13 protein-coding genes are annotated in these 15672 nt (G+C 71.4%); 5 read left to right on the forward strand and 8 right to left on the reverse strand.

Annotated elements, in window-relative coordinates; all coding sequences use genetic code 11:
* The first annotated feature begins 23 nt into the window (after positions 1-23).
* The gene (locus ACIQH8_RS01775; RefSeq protein WP_400994026.1) at positions 24-617 is read left to right on the forward strand and encodes an acyltransferase; all 594 of its coding nucleotides are present in this window, start codon (positions 24-26) and stop codon (positions 615-617) included.
* Positions 614-1810: a glycosyltransferase gene (locus ACIQH8_RS01780; protein ID WP_400994028.1), complete on the forward strand. Its 1197-nt coding sequence runs from the start codon at positions 614-616 to the stop codon at positions 1808-1810. The genes ACIQH8_RS01775 and ACIQH8_RS01780 overlap by 4 nt, the downstream gene beginning before the upstream one ends.
* A gap of 16 nt (positions 1811-1826) precedes the next feature.
* Here ACIQH8_RS01780 and ACIQH8_RS01785 read toward each other — a convergent pair whose 3' ends face one another.
* A complete protein-coding gene (locus ACIQH8_RS01785) occupies positions 1827-4349 on the reverse strand; it encodes an LGFP repeat-containing protein (protein ID WP_400994029.1) in 2523 nt (840 codons plus the stop codon).
* Between the two features lie 271 nt (positions 4350-4620).
* Between ACIQH8_RS01785 and ACIQH8_RS01790 the strand changes: the two genes are divergently transcribed.
* On the forward strand, positions 4621-6573 hold the full coding sequence (locus ACIQH8_RS01790; RefSeq protein WP_400994031.1) for a DUF6541 family protein: 1953 nt from the start codon (positions 4621-4623) through the stop codon (positions 6571-6573).
* Between the two features lie 39 nt (positions 6574-6612).
* Here the strand turns inward: ACIQH8_RS01790 and ACIQH8_RS01795 are convergent, their stop codons facing one another.
* The 3 genes from ACIQH8_RS01795 to ACIQH8_RS01805 form a co-directional block, all read right to left on the reverse strand.
* Positions 6613-7755 carry a glycosyltransferase gene (locus ACIQH8_RS01795; RefSeq protein ID WP_400994034.1) on the reverse strand — a complete coding sequence of 381 codons (1143 nt, stop codon included), beginning with the start codon at positions 7753-7755 and terminating at the stop codon, positions 6613-6615.
* A 62-nt stretch (positions 7756-7817) separates the two neighbouring features.
* Complete coding sequence (locus ACIQH8_RS01800; protein WP_400994036.1) at positions 7818-8660, reverse strand: glycosyltransferase; 843 nt, start codon at positions 8658-8660, stop codon at positions 7818-7820.
* Positions 8657-9604 carry a glycosyltransferase gene (locus ACIQH8_RS01805; protein ID WP_400994038.1) on the reverse strand — a complete coding sequence of 316 codons (948 nt, stop codon included), beginning with the start codon at positions 9602-9604 and terminating at the stop codon, positions 8657-8659. Before ACIQH8_RS01805 ends, ACIQH8_RS01800 begins: the two co-directional genes overlap by 4 nt.
* 138 nt (positions 9605-9742) lie before the next feature.
* Between ACIQH8_RS01805 and ACIQH8_RS01810 the strand changes: the two genes are divergently transcribed.
* Positions 9743-10882: a glycosyltransferase gene (locus tag ACIQH8_RS01810; RefSeq protein ID WP_400994041.1), complete on the forward strand. Its 1140-nt coding sequence runs from the start codon at positions 9743-9745 to the stop codon at positions 10880-10882.
* A gap of 61 nt (positions 10883-10943) precedes the next feature.
* Here ACIQH8_RS01810 and ACIQH8_RS01815 read toward each other — a convergent pair whose 3' ends face one another.
* The 3 genes from ACIQH8_RS01815 to ACIQH8_RS01825 all read right to left on the reverse strand — a co-directional run bounded on the left by ACIQH8_RS01815 (position 10944) and on the right by ACIQH8_RS01825 (position 14047).
* Entirely contained in the window at positions 10944-12320 is a 1377-nt protein-coding gene (locus tag ACIQH8_RS01815) for an LCP family protein (protein ID WP_400994044.1), read from the reverse strand.
* On the reverse strand, positions 12317-12784 hold the full coding sequence (gene purE, locus ACIQH8_RS01820; protein WP_400995672.1) for a 5-(carboxyamino)imidazole ribonucleotide mutase: 468 nt from the start codon (positions 12782-12784) through the stop codon (positions 12317-12319). Before purE ends, ACIQH8_RS01815 begins: the two co-directional genes overlap by 4 nt.
* Positions 12785-12904: 120 nt before the next feature.
* The gene (locus ACIQH8_RS01825; RefSeq protein WP_400995675.1) at positions 12905-14047 is read right to left on the reverse strand and encodes a 5-(carboxyamino)imidazole ribonucleotide synthase; all 1143 of its coding nucleotides are present in this window, start codon (positions 14045-14047) and stop codon (positions 12905-12907) included.
* Positions 14048-14113: 66 nt separating this feature from the next.
* On the opposite strand from ACIQH8_RS01825, the gene ACIQH8_RS01830 reads away from it, so the two are divergent.
* Positions 14114-14779 carry a GtrA family protein gene (locus ACIQH8_RS01830; protein WP_400994046.1) on the forward strand — a complete coding sequence of 222 codons (666 nt, stop codon included), beginning with the start codon at positions 14114-14116 and terminating at the stop codon, positions 14777-14779.
* Here the strand turns inward: ACIQH8_RS01830 and ACIQH8_RS01835 are convergent.
* Positions 14746-15600, reverse strand: a complete 855-nt coding sequence (locus tag ACIQH8_RS01835; RefSeq protein ID WP_400994049.1) for a DarT ssDNA thymidine ADP-ribosyltransferase family protein — start codon at positions 15598-15600, stop codon at positions 14746-14748. The two genes, ACIQH8_RS01830 and ACIQH8_RS01835, sit on opposite strands and share 34 nt — an antisense overlap.
* Between the last annotated feature and the right edge of the window lie 72 nt (positions 15601-15672).

Below are 15672 nucleotides of genomic sequence, written 5' to 3' on the forward strand. Positions count from 1 at the left end.
CGCGGCTCGAGGAAGGACCCACCGTGCCGACAATCGCTGCCACCGCCGACGTCGCGTCCGACGCCCGCATCGGCGAGGACTCGAAGATCTGGCACCTCGCCCAGATCCGGGAAGGCGCCGAGATCGGCGCGCGCTGCATCGTCGGCCGTGGCGCCTACATCGGGGCCGGGGTCCGCATGGGTGACGACTGCAAGGTCCAGAACTACGCCCTCGTATACGAGCCGGCCACCCTTGCAGACGGGGTGTTCATCGGTCCCGCGGTGGTCCTCACCAACGACACGTACCCGCGCGCGATCGCTCCGGACGGGTCCATCAAGACGGCGACCGACTGGGAGCCGGTGGGCGTCACGATCGAGCGCGGCGCATCCATCGGTGCGCGGGCGGTGTGCGTGGCGCCGGTGACGGTGGGCGAGTGGGCGACGGTCGCCGCAGGCGCCGTCGTGACGAAGGACGTTCCGCCGTTCGCGCTCGTCGCCGGCGTGCCCGCCCGACGGATCCGCTGGGTCGGCCGAGCCGGTTTCCCGCTCGAGCAGGACGCGGACGGCGTCTGGGTGTGCCCGAGCACCGGTACACGGTACATCGAGCAGGGCGACCGCCTGCGCGAGGAGATCGGGTGAACCGGCCGTCGCGTCGCACCGACGGACGGCACGTCGTCATCGCGACCCGGCTCTTCGCCCCGGAGGTCAGCGCGGGCGCATTCCGCCTCGCCGCGCTCGCACGGGCCCTGACCGAACGTCGGGCGACCGTCAAGGTGCTGACGACGACCCCGCCGCCGACGGCACCCGAGAGCGATGCCCGGGTACCGGGGCTCGAGATCTCGCGGTTCCCGGTGCTGCGTGACGCCGGCGGCAACGTCCGCGGGTACGCGCAGTACCTCAGCTTCGACATCCCGCTGGTCTTCAGGCTGCTGTTCTCGCGTTTCGACCTCGCCATCGCCGAGGCGCCGCCGACCACCGGCGCCATCGTCGCCGTCCTGAGTGCACTCCGCCGCAGGCCGTTCGCCTACTACGCGGCGGACGTCTGGACCGACGGCGTCGCGGCGATCGGCGCTCCGAAGGCGGTCGTCGCCGCGATGCGCGCACTCGAGGGGTTCACCATGCGGCGCGCCTCGACGGTCCTGTCGATCTCGGACGAGGTGACCGCGCGCATCGGCGAGTTCGGCGTCGCTCGCGAGCGGATCGCGACGATCGGCAATGGCGTCGACACCGGTGTCTTCACGCCCGACGGGCGCTCGGCGAGTGCGGAGCACCCGTACTTCGTGTACACCGGGACGATGTCGGAGTGGCAGGGCGCCGATGTCTTCGTGCGCGCCATGCCCATCGTGCGTGCCCGGTTCCCGCACGTGCGTCTCCGCTTCTTCGGACAGGGTTCGGCCGAGGAGCATCTTCGCCGCCTCGCGGCACAGGAGGCGCCCGACGCGGTCTCGTTCGGCGGCGTGATCCCGCCGACTGAGGCAGCGACGTGGATCCGCGGCGCCGTGGCCGCGCTGGTCAGCATCACCCCCGGCCTCGGCTACGACTTCGCGAGGCCGACGAAGACCTACGCAGCCGCCGCCTGCGGCACCCCGGTCGTCTTCGCCGGTTCGGATGCCAGCAGTGGCGCCGCCCTGGTGCGCGAGCACGGTCTCGGCCTCCATGCGGCGTTCACACCGGACGCCGTGGCCGAGGCCATGATCGAGCTGCTGGATCATCACGGCAGTGCGGCCGCGGAACGGGAGCGTGCACGGCGCGCCGACTGGATCGAGCGCAACGCCTCACTCGGCGCGGTGGGAGCCGCGGCGGCCGATGCGGTGCTCCGTCCACTCTCCTGAGTCCGCGGGACGCCGATCAGAATCGCACGGTGCCTCCTGAGGCCGTCCACCGCAGGTTGCCGTGTTCGAAGCGCTGCTCGAGAACGCCGGGCGACGGCGAGACGGTGCTGTCCAACGGGTATCCGAGCGATCCGCCGGTTCCGCCTTCGACGGCGAAGTAGTGCTCGCCGATCGGCGTCGCGATCCGGTCGATGCTCGTCCGACTCGACCAGACGAGCCAACCATCCTCGAATCGCTGGCTCACTCCGCCGCCGGCCTCCGCGGTCTCGGCGGCCACCGGGTAGCCGAGGATACCGCTCGGCCCGCCGAGGGTACGGTACGAGGTGTCGATGACGCCACGACTCACGCGATAGCCCGTGGCCGCCGACCAGTACAGCGAGCCATGGCGGAAGCGCTGGCCGAAGCCGGCGTCCACGTGGCTCCGCGTGCTGTCGACCGGATGCCCGAGCATTCCCCCCACGCCTCCGAGGCGCCGGTACTCCGAGTCGATGGCCGACAGCGCGTAATGGATGCCGTAGTCCGGTGACCAGTACAGCGTGCCCTTCGTGAACGTCTGCGCGAGTCCTCCCCCGACCTGACCGGTCTGCGGGGCGGTGGGGTAGCCCAGGATCCCGCCTCCCCCACCGAGTGCCGCGTGCGAGACCCCGATCCGGCCGACGGTCGGTTCGAGTCCCGTGGCCGGGCTCCAGTAGAGGGTGGACCTGGTGAAGCGCCCGACCATCCCACCGTCGGCGTAGCGGGACGTGTCGCCCGCAGGCGCGCCGTACGCGCCCGCGGCCCCTCCCGCTTCTGCGAACAGCGTGGCCATCGGCTCGAGCAGTGCGAAGGTACCGCCGGTCCTCGAGGAATGCATGACGCCGTTCTCGAACGCCTGGGTCGTCCATCCGTCGGCGGTGACGGGTGCGGCGACGGGGAAGCCCAGCCGACCGGCCGGACCGCCGAGTGCCGCGTACCGGGTCGCGATCGCCCCCGAGACCACCTGGTAACCGGCGTCCGGTGACCAGTACAGCCATCCCTTGGCGAAGCGCTGCCCGAAGCCGTCGCCGTACGTGCGCGTGCTGTCGGCGGGGCCGCCCAGCGCACCGCCCGGTCCACCGCGCTGACGGTACCCCTCGTCGAGCACGCTGAGCGTGTAGTGGATGCCGCCACCCGTCGAGGAGTCGTAGAGCCGACCCGCCTGGAAGGCCTGGCTGACCCAGCCGGCGGCCTCTGCGGCCTGCGCCGCCACGGGATACCCGAGCCGCCCGGACGGGCCGCCGAGCGTCACGTAGGACTGAGCGATGCGACCCGAGAGGCGGTGGATACTCGTCGTCGGCGAGGTCCAGAGCCATCCGTACTGGAACCGCTGCCCCGCCCCGCCGTCGGGACCCGCGACCTCGGCGGCCAGCGGATAGCCGAGCACGCCGCTCGGTCCGCGCAGCGTGGCGTACGACGTGCCGATCCTGCCGGAGACCCGATGGATGCTCGTCGCCTTGGACCAGTACAGCCATCCCTTCTGGAAGCGTTGACTGCGACCGGAGTTCGGCTCGGGCTTCGGGTTGGATGTCGGGTACCCCAGTACACCGGGCGGACCGCCGAGTGCGATGTAGGAGCGACCGACCGACGCCTGCGTGTAGTAGGCGCCCGTGGCCGCCGAGCCGTAGGCCCAGCCGCGCTGGAACTCCTGTCCGACTCCCCCGTCGGAGTACGCGACGTGTCGGCTGGTCGCATAGCCGAGCGTTCCGGTCGCGCCGCCCGTCGAGGTCCAGACGGGTTGGAGGAGCGAATGCACCGCGTAGGAGCCGGTCGAGCCGAACCAGTCGGTGAACAACCGCCAGAAGTTGCGGTTGCCGTAGCTCGAGCAGGAGTCGCCCGCTCCGTAGAGGTTGGCGAGCGCTGCGGCGTTCGGACGGTAGGGCGTGTAGATGTAGAGGCCGGCAGTGGCCTGGTTCTGGATGTACACCCGCGACGTGCCGCACGCCGTGTTCGGGTGCCAGTAGATCGTGTTGTAGCGACCCGCCTGGTATGCGCGGATCGTGGGGTTCGCCCGGTACTTCCTGAATTGCCACGCCGCGTTGTAGACCTGATTGAAGAACCCGTAGTACAGCGAGTCGCACGCCGCCGTGTCCGGGCAGCCGTATCCGGTCGCGAGACGGTACTGGCGCGACGACGGCGTCGAGTCGGACACCAGGCCCTGCTCCTTCTCGAGCAGGACCAGGATCGAGCGCGGGCTGATGCCGCACGCTCGCGACACCTTGTAGATGATCAGTGCTGCCGACTCGCCCGCCTGACCCGTGTAGGCGGAGCACCCCTCGCTGCGACGGGGCTGACTGGTCGTGGTCTGCCGGTAGTCCTTGAGGCACACGTATCCGCCGGCGCACGTCGGCACCCGGGCGTTGAGGAACGATTGGATCTGAGCCAGGGTCATCGACGAACTGTCGTAGAACACCTCGTCCGTGATGATCATCCCGGGGTCGAATGCCCGCCCGTCCGCGGCGTCCGCGGGTGACGCCGGTGACGTCACCATCGTCGCGAGCACGCCGACGATGATCGCGGTCACCGCACACCATCGCCGAAGCCAACCCATGACGCCCTCCCACGACCCCCCGATCGCGGGCGATCTCGGCGCCATCCTACGGGCGGCCACGAAGGTGCGGTGGACTCCGCACCCCGGCGCGTCGCCGACTGGCAGGTCACGCGGATCCCCTCTCACGCAACCCACGGTTGCCGCCGAACGTCGTCGAGTAGCATGTACCGTCCTCCGGAATCGGAGCCTTCCCCGTGATCCCCGAACGCGTGCGCGAGCGCACGAGAACTGAGCCCACGCCCGCATGACCTGGTTCGAGACCCTCCCCTCGCTCTTGCTTTCGGCCCTGCTGCTGCTCGGCATCGGTGCGCCCGTCCCCGCCGCGCTGCGGCTCCGCGGCGTGGCCTTTCTCGCGGTCGCCGTGGCGTCGACGCTGTCCTCGGTGGCCCTCGCCTCGGTGATCGCGCCGCGTCTCGGCATCGGATGGTCCCTCCTTCCGCCGCTCGCAGTGTCGGCCGTGATCGCGGGTGTCTCGTTCGGCCTGCGGAGATGGCTCGTGGTTCCGCGGGGCTCGAGCGCGGGCCGAAGCGAGTGGGGGCGGCCGTTCCGAGCGCAGGCCGCTGCGATCGGCATCGGCACCGCACTCACACTCGCCCTGGTGATGCCGGCGATCGGTGCACCCGACCATCCGTCGCAGAGCTACGACACGGTGTTCCACCTCAACGCCGTGCAGTGGGTGCTGGACACCGGCAACGCATCGCCCACCGCGATGACGATGACCACGCCCGGTCGCGGATCGGGGTTCTACCCGACGACGTGGCATGCGCTGGTCGCCCTCCTCGTCCAGACGAGCGGCGTCAGCGTCACCGTGGCGACCAACGTCATGGCCGTCGTCGTCGCCTCCCTCGGCTGGACGACGGCCTGCGTGATGCTCGGGCGTGTCCTCTTCGGCCGCGGTGCGTTCCCGACGCTGCTGGCGGGCGGACTGAGCGCGGTCTTCGGCGCGTTCCCCGGCCTGCTGCTCTGGTTCGGGATCCTCTACCCCAACCTGCTCGCGGTCAGCGTCCTCCCGACCGTACTGGCGCTGCTGGCCGCTGCCGTGCAGCGGCATCCCACGCTCGGCCTTCGAACCGCGGGCCTCCTGCTCCTCGCCGGATGGGCGATCGGCGGGATGTCGCTCGCGCACCCGAACGCCCTCTTCAGCCTGTTCGTCCTCAGCGCCCCCCTCGCGGTCCGCGCCGTGGTTCTCGGCATCCGCCGCGCGCCCTCCGACCGTCGGACGCGGGCCGCGGTCGGTTGGATCGTCGGCGCGCTCGCGCTCGCTGCGGCCGAGGTGGCGGCCTTCCGCGCAGTGACGACGGCGGACAACGGGTGGGTACCCGACCGGACGATCCCCGACGCCGTGCGCGAGGGCCTCATGAACGCCCCGGTCATCCTCTCGACCGCCTGGGTCCTGTCCGGGCTGATGCTCATCGGCCTCGGGATGGCGCTGCTGCGCCGTCCGAGGCTGCGATGGGTCGCGATCGGTCAGCTCCTCGCCGTCGTCTTCTACACGATCGCGATCGCCGTTCCGCAGGGCGCCTTCCGTACCGCGCTGACCGGCGTCTGGTACAACGACGCGTATCGCCTCGCAGCCATCGCGCCCGTGCTCGGCGTGCCGCTCGCCGTTCTCGGAACGGTCACCGTCGCGCGGTGGGTGATGCGAGTCGCGCGACGGCGACCGGACCGCGCGCCCGGCCGGTCGTTCTCCGGGGGCGGCGTGGTGATGGCGCTGGTCGGCGTGCTCGCGGTCGCGATCCCGTACGTCGAATCGACGTTCGACATGGGCCGCCTGCTGGCCGGGCCGTACCGGCTGTCCGATCGGAGCAGCATGCTCTCGAGCGACGAGGTCGCGCTGCTCGGGCGGGTGCCCGACCTCGTGCCCGAGGACGCCGTGGTCGCCGGGAACCCCTGGAACGGCAGCGCACTCGTCTACGCCTACACGGGCCGGCGAACGGTCTTCCCGCACGTCGGCGGCGCGTATCCGGACGCGTACTGGGAACTCGCGGAGGGATTGGCGGATCGGACGCCGGAGGCGTGCGCGGCGGCCGCAGACCTGGGTGTCACCCACATCCTCGACTTCGGCGATCGCTTCATCTTCGCCACCGACGATCGCGCCGACCGGTACCCGGGGTTGACCGATGTCGCCGAGGGACCGGGCCTCCGACTGATCGCCGCCGAGGGCGACGCGAGACTGTTCGAAGTCGATTGCCCCTGATCGTCGAACCCGCCCGGCCGCGGTCGGCACCGGACGGAATCACCCGACGAGCAGGCGCTCCACGGTCTTCCGCAGCACCTCGAGATCGCGCGCCGAACTGAGTTCGTGCGCCGCGCGATCGGATGCCGCCTTGAATGCGACGACCTGCTCGGTGGTCAGGGCGGCGAGCGCGCGCCGCAGGTCCTCGAGCCCGAACCCATCGGTGGTGATGCCGAGCCCGTACCGTGCGATCAGCGCATCGGTCTCGACCGCGGGGCTGAAGATCAGACCGAGCCGGGCCTGGACGAAGTCGAACAGCTTGTTCGGCAGCATCAGCCGATGGTTGGTCGTCCGCGGCGGGAGGATGAACACGCCGACGTCGAAGCCGTTCAGTGTCGACGGGAGCTGATCGGGGGTGACGGGCGGATGGATCGTCACCCGGTCGGTTCGCTCGGCCCGCGCGCGGAGCTGCTCCAGATACGCATCGCTCCCGTACGCGCCGACGAGGTAGAGGTCGAGGGTGAACCGCTCGTCGGACTCCGCGACGGCGTCGATCATCGTCTCGATGCTCCTGCCCGGCACCGCACCGCCGCTGTGCACGAGGCGGATCCGCTCTCCGTCGAGCGCCGTCGGCGACAGGTCGCGGTACTCGGAGGCGTTGCGGACGACCTCCGCGACGACCCCGAACTCGCGCGCATAGAGATCCGCGATCGACTGGTTGACCGTGGTGACGGCGGCGATGCGCGGGAGGTAGCGCCTGCACACGCTTCGCATGTAGGGGCTGACCAGGAGTCGCCAGCTCAGCACGTGGGAACGCTCCTCCGGCGCCCACTCGTGCATGTCGCCGAGTACCGGAGCGTCGCCGGCGACGGCTGCCGCCAGCGGTAACGCGCGCGCCTCGTTCGCGACGACCAGATCGTACGTCTCCGTTCCGATCAGTTCCCGGGCTCTCCGCACCGCCGGCGCGTCGAGATCCACCGAACGGTATGCCCTGAGCCCGAGCTTCAGGACTCCGCCGACGGTCTGCGGAAGCGATGGGAGTGCGCGGTCGATCTCGAGATGGTGCCGGACGCCGTTCGGCGCAGAGCCGTAGCTCACCGTGGTCACGTCGCCGAACTCCTGCAGCACGCCGATCTGCCGAAGCACCCGGGCGTCTGCGCGGAGGTCGGAGAACGAGATGCAGAGGATCCGGGGTCGTGCCACCGGGCAATCCTAGTCGACCGTCGGATCGCGATCGGATCGCGACAGCGCCACGGGTCGGGCGCTCAGACGCGATCCGTGCGGTGGCCCCGGGCGATCAGGCGACGGTAGGCGCGTCGGCGAACCGGTTCGGGAACGAATCGGTACGTCCCCCGGATGAGCACGTTCCGGACGTACTGGACGCGCGTGGTGAAGCCGATCCGGCGGAGTGCGCGCTGCAGCGCGAGCTCGCTCCGCCACTGGGCGCGCCCGCCGCGGCGAGCGTACGCCCCCTCGCCGACGCGGTACATCACGAGCGCCTCGGCGATGTTGCCGACACGGGCCCCGGCGTGGATCATCCTGGCGAACAGCCAGTAGTCCTCCATCAGCCCGAGGGGTTGGTAGCCGCCTGCGCGCTCGACGGCGGATCGCCGGTAGACGACGGTCGGGTGGCTGAACGGGTCGTGGAACCGCGCGTAGCGCTCGATCTCGGACTGGCCCGTCCGCGGCACACGGCGACCGACGATCGAACCGTCGTCGTCGAGGAACTCGAGCATGCCGGTCCCGACGAGGTCGAGGCCGTCCTCCTCGATGAGCGGCAGTTGGACGGCGAAGCGCTCGGGCAGGGAGATGTCGTCGGCATCCATTCGCGCGACGATGTCGTGCTCGCTGAGGGCCAGTCCGGCATCGAGGGCTGCGGCGAGTCCGGCGTTCTGCTCGATCCGATGGTGCACCACCGGGACGGGCGATTCCGCGATGGCGGATTCGATCGCACCCTCGAGGCCCGGCGACACCGGGCCGTCCTGGACGAGGACGACCTGCGCCGGCTGACGGGACTGCCCGCCGACGCTCGACGAGAACGCCTTGGCGAAGTGCACCGGGTGGTCGCCTCGGTAGACCGCCATGAGCAGGGTGAAGGGTTCGGTCACGAGCCCTCCACCGCCGCGACGGCCTCGCTGGCACGTCCGAGTCCGGCCAGCGCGACGGCGTTGGGGCGCGGGCGGAAGCGGGTGCCGTCGCGCCATCCCCGCCGCCATCCGTCGGCGAGGGTCGCGCGGTCGTGCGAGCGGATGACCGTGCGCACCCATCGCAGGACGCTCGACCCGCCGTACAGCACCTTCTCCCACGGCGCCAGGCTGCGCGAGCGGCGGAACATCCACAGCTTGTTGCGCACCTCGTAGTAGAAGCGGTGTCCCGGATCGGCGTCGGTCGAGCCCAGCACGCGCGTCTTGTGGACCACGACGGACGAGGGCACGTGCACGCCGCGACGGCCGCGGAGGGCACGGGTGGAGTACTCGAAGTCGTCGTTCCAGATGAAGTAGTCGGCGATCGGCAGGCCGATCTCGCGGACCACGTCGGCGCGGACCAGCATCGAGACGAACGACGTGCTCCGGATCGGGACGTTGCCGCGGGCTCCGGCGACGCGACGCTCGCGCGCGGTCGCGAACGGCTTCGGCCGCGGAGTGTTCATGGGGTGCTCGGTCCCGTCGAACCACTCGACCCGCGACCCCGCCACGACGAGGTCCGTCCCGTCGACGGCTGCGAGGAGCTCCGCGAGCGCCGTCGTCGACGGGACGGTGTCGTCGTCCATCAGCCACAGCCAGTCGGGCCGGCCGTCGACGAGCGCCGTCGCCATGCCCGCGGCGAATCCACCGGCCCCGCCCGTGTTGCGATCGAGTCGGACGAGGTCGACGAGCGGCGCCGCTGCGCGTGCCACATCCGCCGAGTCGTCGGTGGAGGCGTTGTCGACGACGACCACCGAGGCGAGCCGACTCGTCTGCGCCGCGAGGGCCGAGAGCACCTCGGAGAGGAGGTCGCGACGGTTGTAGGCGACGACGACGGCGACGACGCGCGGGGCAGGACGTGAAGGCATCGACTCTCGGTTCGCTCGGGGGGACCCATCCATCTTGCCCTGTCCACGAGGCACCGGCTGTCCACAGCGCTCGCGGAGGCGGCGGGATCCCCGGCGGCCGACGGTACAGTTGACGCCGACCGACCTCGAGGGAGGGGCATGCCGACCACGCTCCGGATGATCGTCGACCAACTCATGGCACCGGTGCCCGGCCCCGCGGGGCGTTACACCGAGGCGCTCAGCCGAGCCCTCATCGAGACCGCGCCGACCGGGTGCGACGTGGAGGGCATCGTCTCGAGCTCACTGCCGAGCGACTACGAGCGTGTCATGGATGCGCTGCCCGGACTCGCCGGGCTCTACAAGTCGAGCCTGGCGCGGAGGGAGCTCGCCGCCGCGTGGCAGTTCGGCCTCACGACCTCGCCCGGCGGCGGCATTATCCACGCACCGAGCCTGTTCGCGCCGCTCCGACGCCACGATCGGACGACCGGTGGCGAACAGGTCGTGGTCACGGTGCACGACGTGCTCCCGTGGACCCATCCCGAGTCCCTGACGTCCACTTCGGTGGGCTGGCAGAAGGCGATGCTGAAGCGGGCGCGCAAGCACGCCGACGCGATCGTGGTGCCCACCCACGCCCTCGCCGAACGACTGGCGGACATCGCCGACTTCGGCGATCGGATCCGAGTCATCGGCACCGGCCCGCGGCTCGGGCTCCGGCTCCCGACCGCCGCGTCGGCGATCGCCCGGGAGTTCGGGCTGCCCTCCGCGTACCTCGTCACGGAGGGAACGCTCGAGCCGCGGAAGGGGCTCATCGACCTGCTGCAGGCGCTCGGGCGGCCCGGCGTGCCGGACATCCCGCTCGTGGTCATCGGGCCGGAGTCGTACGGCGACCAGCATCTCGCGACCGTCGCCGAGGAGTCGGGCGTCGCCCCGGACCGCGTCCGTTCGATCGACCCGGCCGACGCCGGCGCACTCGCCGTCGTGATCTCGGGAGCAACCGCCTTCGTGGCGCCCAGCCACGATGAGGGCGACGGCACCGCGATCATCGAGGCGTTCACGCTCGGAACGCCCGTGATCCACTCCGATACGCCCGCGTACGCCGAGGTCGCCGCCGACGCCGGCCTCTCAGTGGCGGTGGGCGTGGGTGGCGGGTACGTCGATCGGCTGGCTGCGGCGGTGACGGCGGTCGTGGAACGCCCCGACCTCGCCGACCGCCTCTCCATCGCGGGCGGTGACCGCTCGAACGCCTTCGATTGGCGGGATTCCGCGGAACGCGTGTGGCAGCTTCACGCCGACCTCTGACCGGGAGCGCTCGCCCGGTCCGGGTCCGCTCGGCCGTCGGGCCGCTCGGCCGTCGGGCCGCTCAGCCGTCGACCGGCTCAGCCGTCGGCTCAGCGGTCACGGGCACCAGTGCCTCCTGCACCATGGCGTGGATGGTGTCCCAGTCGGGTTCCGCCGGGTCGATCCCGCTGACGGGCGTGAGCTCCAGCGTCTGGACGGGAAGTTCTCGCGTCTTCCCCGCCAGGTCGACGAAGTAGCCGAGCATCGACTGGGGGATGTCCGTCTTCACGGTCTCGGCACCCGCTTCGGCGACGGCCTGGAACTTCGTCAGCACGTTCGCCGGCGTGAACTGCTGGAGGATCGCCTCCTGCAGCACCCGCTGTCGTTCCATCCGGTCGTAGTCGCTGGTCCCGTGCCTCGCCCTCGCGTACCAGAGCGCGGTGTACCCGTTCATGTGCTGCGGCCCGGCCTCGACCCAGCCGTCGACGTTCTGGAGGTTCTCGTCGCCGCCGATGGGCAGCCGCTCCTCGACGGTGATGTCCACGCCCCCGAGCGCGTCGATCAGTGCTTCGAAGCCCTGCATGTCGATCAGCACGTAGTACTGGATCGTGAGACCGGTGACGCCCTCCGCGGCGTCCCGCATTCCCTCGATGCCGGGCTGGCTTCCCTGCGCCACGGCGTCCGGGTACATCTCCGGGCTCTTCAGTTCGACCTCGGTGTAGATCGAGTTGAGGAGGCAGACATCGACCTCGCACCCGTCGATCGACCCGTAGCCCTCGGGATAGACCGCCGCGAGCGGCGAATCCGACGGGAACGGGACGTCCTCGAGGTCTCGCGGGAGTCCGATGAGCACGGCCTGCCCCGTGTCGGCGTCGATCGACGCGACGGTCATCGAGTCCGGGCGCATGCCCTCGCGATCGGGCCCCGAGTCGCCGCCGAGCAGCAGGATGTTGTATCGACCGTCGACGGGCGGTTCGCTCGGACCGGCGACGAAGACGGAGGAGAGGAAGCCGCTGGCCGTCGTCGCGACGTAGGCGCCGTATGCCGCCCCGCCGGAGAAGAGGACCATCACGGCCGCCGCGAAGAGCGCGATCCAGGCACGTGCCGACGGCTCCGTCTTGACGAGGCGCACGAGCCGCAGGGTGTCGAGCGTGAGCACGACCCAGAGCACGCCGTAGAACACGAGCGCGAGCGCGATCACCCAGAGGAAGACGCTGTTGGACACCAGCGTGAAGAGCACGGCGGGCGCGACGAGTCGCAGCACGATCGCGACGAGGATGAGCGCCCACAAGGCCAGGGTCGACCCGAGGCCGATCCGCCCGAGTCGGTGGTTGCCGGCGAGCGATTGCGCCGACCCGGGAATCAGGATGTTCAGGCCGACGAGCCACCACCCGCGCCGCGTCATGATGGGGCGCGAGCCGGTGTCCGGGTATCGGATCGGGCTGTCGGCGAGGCTCATCGGCTCGACTTCAGCCGTTCGTTCTTCTCCTCGACGAGCGCCGCGAGCGAGGCGGCGTACCCGGCGAGCGCGTCGCGCAGCGCCTCGTCGGCGGTGGCGAGGATCTTCACCGCGATGAGGCCCGCGTTCTTCGCGCCGCCGATCGACACGGTGGCGACGGGAACCCCCGCGGGCATCTGCACGATCGAGAGGAGCGAGTCGAGACCGTCGAGGCGTGCGAGGGGCACCGGCACGCCGACGACCGGCAGCGTGGTCACCGAGGCGAGCATGCCCGGCAGGTGCGCGGCGCCGCCGGCGCCGGCGATGATGACGCGGATGCCGCGGCCTGCGGCCTCCTTGCCGTACGCGATCATCTTCTCGGGCGTACGGTGCGCGGAGACCACCTCGACCTCGTGCGGGACGCCGAACTCGTCGAGCAGCTCGGACGCGTCCTTCATCACGGACCAGTCGGAGTCGGAGCCCATGACGACGCCGACGAGCGGAGTGGTGGGGTTGCCTTCGATCACTCGAACGATAGTAGGGCCAGCGGCTGCGAGTTCCCCGCAGCGGCGCTCCGGGGCGAGGATGGCGCGACCGCGCCGGGCTCAGTCCTGCAGCGCCGCCGCCGCCGCCCGCGCCTCGTACACGGCGTCGTCCAGGTCGTCGCCGATCACCGTGACGTGCCCCACCTTGCGGCCGGGGCGCGGCTCCTTGCCGTAGTTGTGGATCTTGGCCGTCGGGTGCGCGGCGAGCGCCTCCGCGTAGCGATCCGCGATCGTGCCCTCGGCGGGGCCGCCGAGCAGGTTCACCATGACCGACCAGTCGGCGTGGCACCCGGTGCCGCCGAGCGGCAGGTCGAGCACGGCCCGAAGGTGCTGCTCGAACTGGCCGGTGGTCGCGCCGTCCATGCTCCAGTGACCCGAGTTGTGGGGCCGCATGGCGAGTTCGTTGACGAGCACGCGGTCGTCGGTGGTCTCGAACATCTCCACGGCGAGGACGCCGGTGACGCCGAGGCCCTCGGCGATCGCGACGGCGACGTCGGCCGCGACATCGGCCAGCCGACCGGCCGAATGGGGTGCGGGCGCGATGACCTCGCTGCAGACGCCGCCGACCTGGACGGTCTCGACGAGCGGCCACGCGACGACCTCGCCCGACGGGCGACGGGCGACGAGCTGGGCCAGCTCCCGGCGGAAGTCGACGAGCTCCTCGACGAGCAGTGCGCCGTCGCGGCCGTCCTCCGCGATCGCCGCGAACCACTCGGCGACCTCGGCCGCAGCGCGCACGACGCGCACGCCCTTGCCGTCGTACCCGCCGCGCGGGGTCTTCACGACGGCCGAGCCGCCGTGCTCGGCGATGAAGCCGTCGAGCTCCTCGGGCGTCGACACGCGCGCCCAGTCGGGCACGGGGAGGCCGAGTCCGGAGAGACGCTCGCGCATGAGCAGTTTGTCCTGCGCGAAGCGCAGGGCGTCGGGGCCGGGGTGCACCGGGATGCCGGCGTCGACGAGGGCGCGCAGCACGTCCTGCGGGACGTGCTCGTGGTCGAACGTCACGACGTCGACCTCGCGGGCGAACGGGAGCACCGTGTCGATGTCGGTGTAGTCGCCGACGCGATCGGCCGCCAGCCCGGCGGCCATGCCGTCGGCCTCCGCGAGCACCCGCAGTTCGACGCCGAGCTCGATCGCCGCGGGGATCATCATGCGGGCCAGCTGCCCTGCGCCGATCACTCCGACTCGCACGTGACGCACCATCCGTTCCCGCGGCGCCGGTCGCCGCGACATCCCAGTCTAGGGCGCGGCGCTCGGTAAGATCGGGGGATGTCCGAGAGCCTCCGCACCCTCGCGGCGAGGGCGTGGCACGGGTTCCTGGCCTACCTCCTGAAGTTCGGCGTCGTCGGACTCATCGGCCTCGTGGTCGACGTCGCGCTCTTCAATGCGCTGCGGGTCGGGGTCTTCGGCACCGACACGTGGGCGCAGTCGGCCATCGGCGCCAAGACGATCTCGACGAGCGTCGCCATCGTGTTCAACTGGCTCGGCAACCGCTACTGGACCTTCCGGCGGCACCGACGACGGCACGTGCTGCGCGAGTTCGCGGAGTACCTCGTCGTCTCGCTGGGCGGCATGGCGATCTCGCTCATCTGCCTGTGGATCAGCCACCACCTGCTCGGCTTCACGAGCCTGCTCGCCGACAACATCTCGTCGAACGTGATCGGCCTCGGGCTCGGCACGGCGTTCCGGTTCGTGCTCTACCGCTACTGGGTCTACGGACACCACCGGAGCGACGGGCTGTCGAACCTCGCCCGCGTCGAGGAGGCGCAGCGGGCGCTGTTCGAGCAGCCGCCGGTCGGCCAGGCACCGCTCGAGCCCGCGGTGCCGTCCTCGACGTCACCGGGTTCCGATCCGCACGCGTCGACGGCGGAGCCCTCCGGCGCGAGCGCCGCCGAGTCGGTTCAGCCCGCCGAGCCGAGGAACCAGGGCGGGTAGACCGCCACCCGCGTCTTCGCCCCGACCGCGTGCAGTGCGGCGCGAACACGATCGCGCACGCGGTCGTTGGACACCGCGATGAGCGCGATCCGCTCGAGCGGCACGGCGCCGTGCACGAGCAGCTCGCCCGCGCGAAGGCCCTCGCCGTCGTCGGCGAGCGTGAGGCGCACGATGGCCCGGGAGACCGCGGGCCAGTCGGCCGCGAGTTCGGCGCCGCCGACCGCCGCATCCGTCGCGCTGACCACGATCTCGCCGTCGGTCTCGCGTCGGGCCCCGGCCGCCGCCGCGACGGACGAGACCAGGATGACGTGGTCGGCCGCGGCCCGATCGACGGCCTCCGCCGCGAGCCGGGGATCCGGGGTGCCCGTCCGGATCGCGTCCCAGACGTGCGCGTCGGTGCTGAGGAGGAAGGGCACGTACTCCGCCACGGTGGCGTCGGATCCGGGCACGGTCGCGCTGCGCCGATACCGGCGCGCGGCCGGCGCGGCGAGGTCGACCGCGGGCGTCGCGGGCGGATCGCCCGCATCCGCGAGGAGGGCGCCCGCGCCGAGGATCCGGCCGAGGTTCTCCACGTGCGTCACGTGGTAGATGCGCGTGCCGCCGACGTCGACCGGCGCCGCCGATGCGGTGACGGTGGAGCGCCCCGACCGGGCGGACGCCCCTGCCGCGGCGCCGCCGGCGGCGGACCGCTCACGTGCCGCGCTGCGCCCGGTCGCCGGTCGCGTCGCACGTGCCGGCTTGGGCTTCGCCGCGGGCTCGGGCGGGGGCGAGCAGATCGCGCAGAGGCCCTCGTCGAATCCGTGGATGCATTCCTCGCCCAAGTGGTCTCGCCCTTTCCGTGCCCGACGGCCCGCCCGACGTGCGCGGGCCGCGGACCAGAGTACGCGCTCCAC

It is taken from the genome of Agromyces sp. GXQ0307 (genome assembly GCF_044769845.1).
In the GTDB taxonomy this organism is placed as follows: Bacteria; Actinomycetota; Actinomycetes; order Actinomycetales; family Microbacteriaceae; genus Agromyces.

Excerpts from the sequence above, each read along its gene's own strand:
- purE (WP_400995672.1), bottom strand. The coding sequence starts at position 12,784 with ATGGGCTCCGACTCCGACTGGTCCGTGATGAAGGACGCGTCCGAGCTG.
- ACIQH8_RS01805 (WP_400994038.1), bottom strand. The coding sequence starts at position 9,604 with ATGCCTTCACGTCCTGCCCCGCGCGTCGTCGCCGTCGTCGTCGCCTAC.
- ACIQH8_RS01815 (WP_400994044.1), bottom strand. The coding sequence starts at position 12,320 with ATGAGCCTCGCCGACAGCCCGATCCGATACCCGGACACCGGCTCGCGC.
- ACIQH8_RS01825 (WP_400995675.1), bottom strand. The coding sequence starts at position 14,047 with ATGGTGCGTCACGTGCGAGTCGGAGTGATCGGCGCAGGGCAGCTGGCC.
- ACIQH8_RS01810 (WP_400994041.1), top strand. The coding sequence starts at position 9,743 with ATGCCGACCACGCTCCGGATGATCGTCGACCAACTCATGGCACCGGTG.
- ACIQH8_RS01790 (WP_400994031.1), top strand. The coding sequence starts at position 4,621 with ATGACCTGGTTCGAGACCCTCCCCTCGCTCTTGCTTTCGGCCCTGCTG.
- ACIQH8_RS01830 (WP_400994046.1), top strand. The coding sequence starts at position 14,114 with ATGTCCGAGAGCCTCCGCACCCTCGCGGCGAGGGCGTGGCACGGGTTC.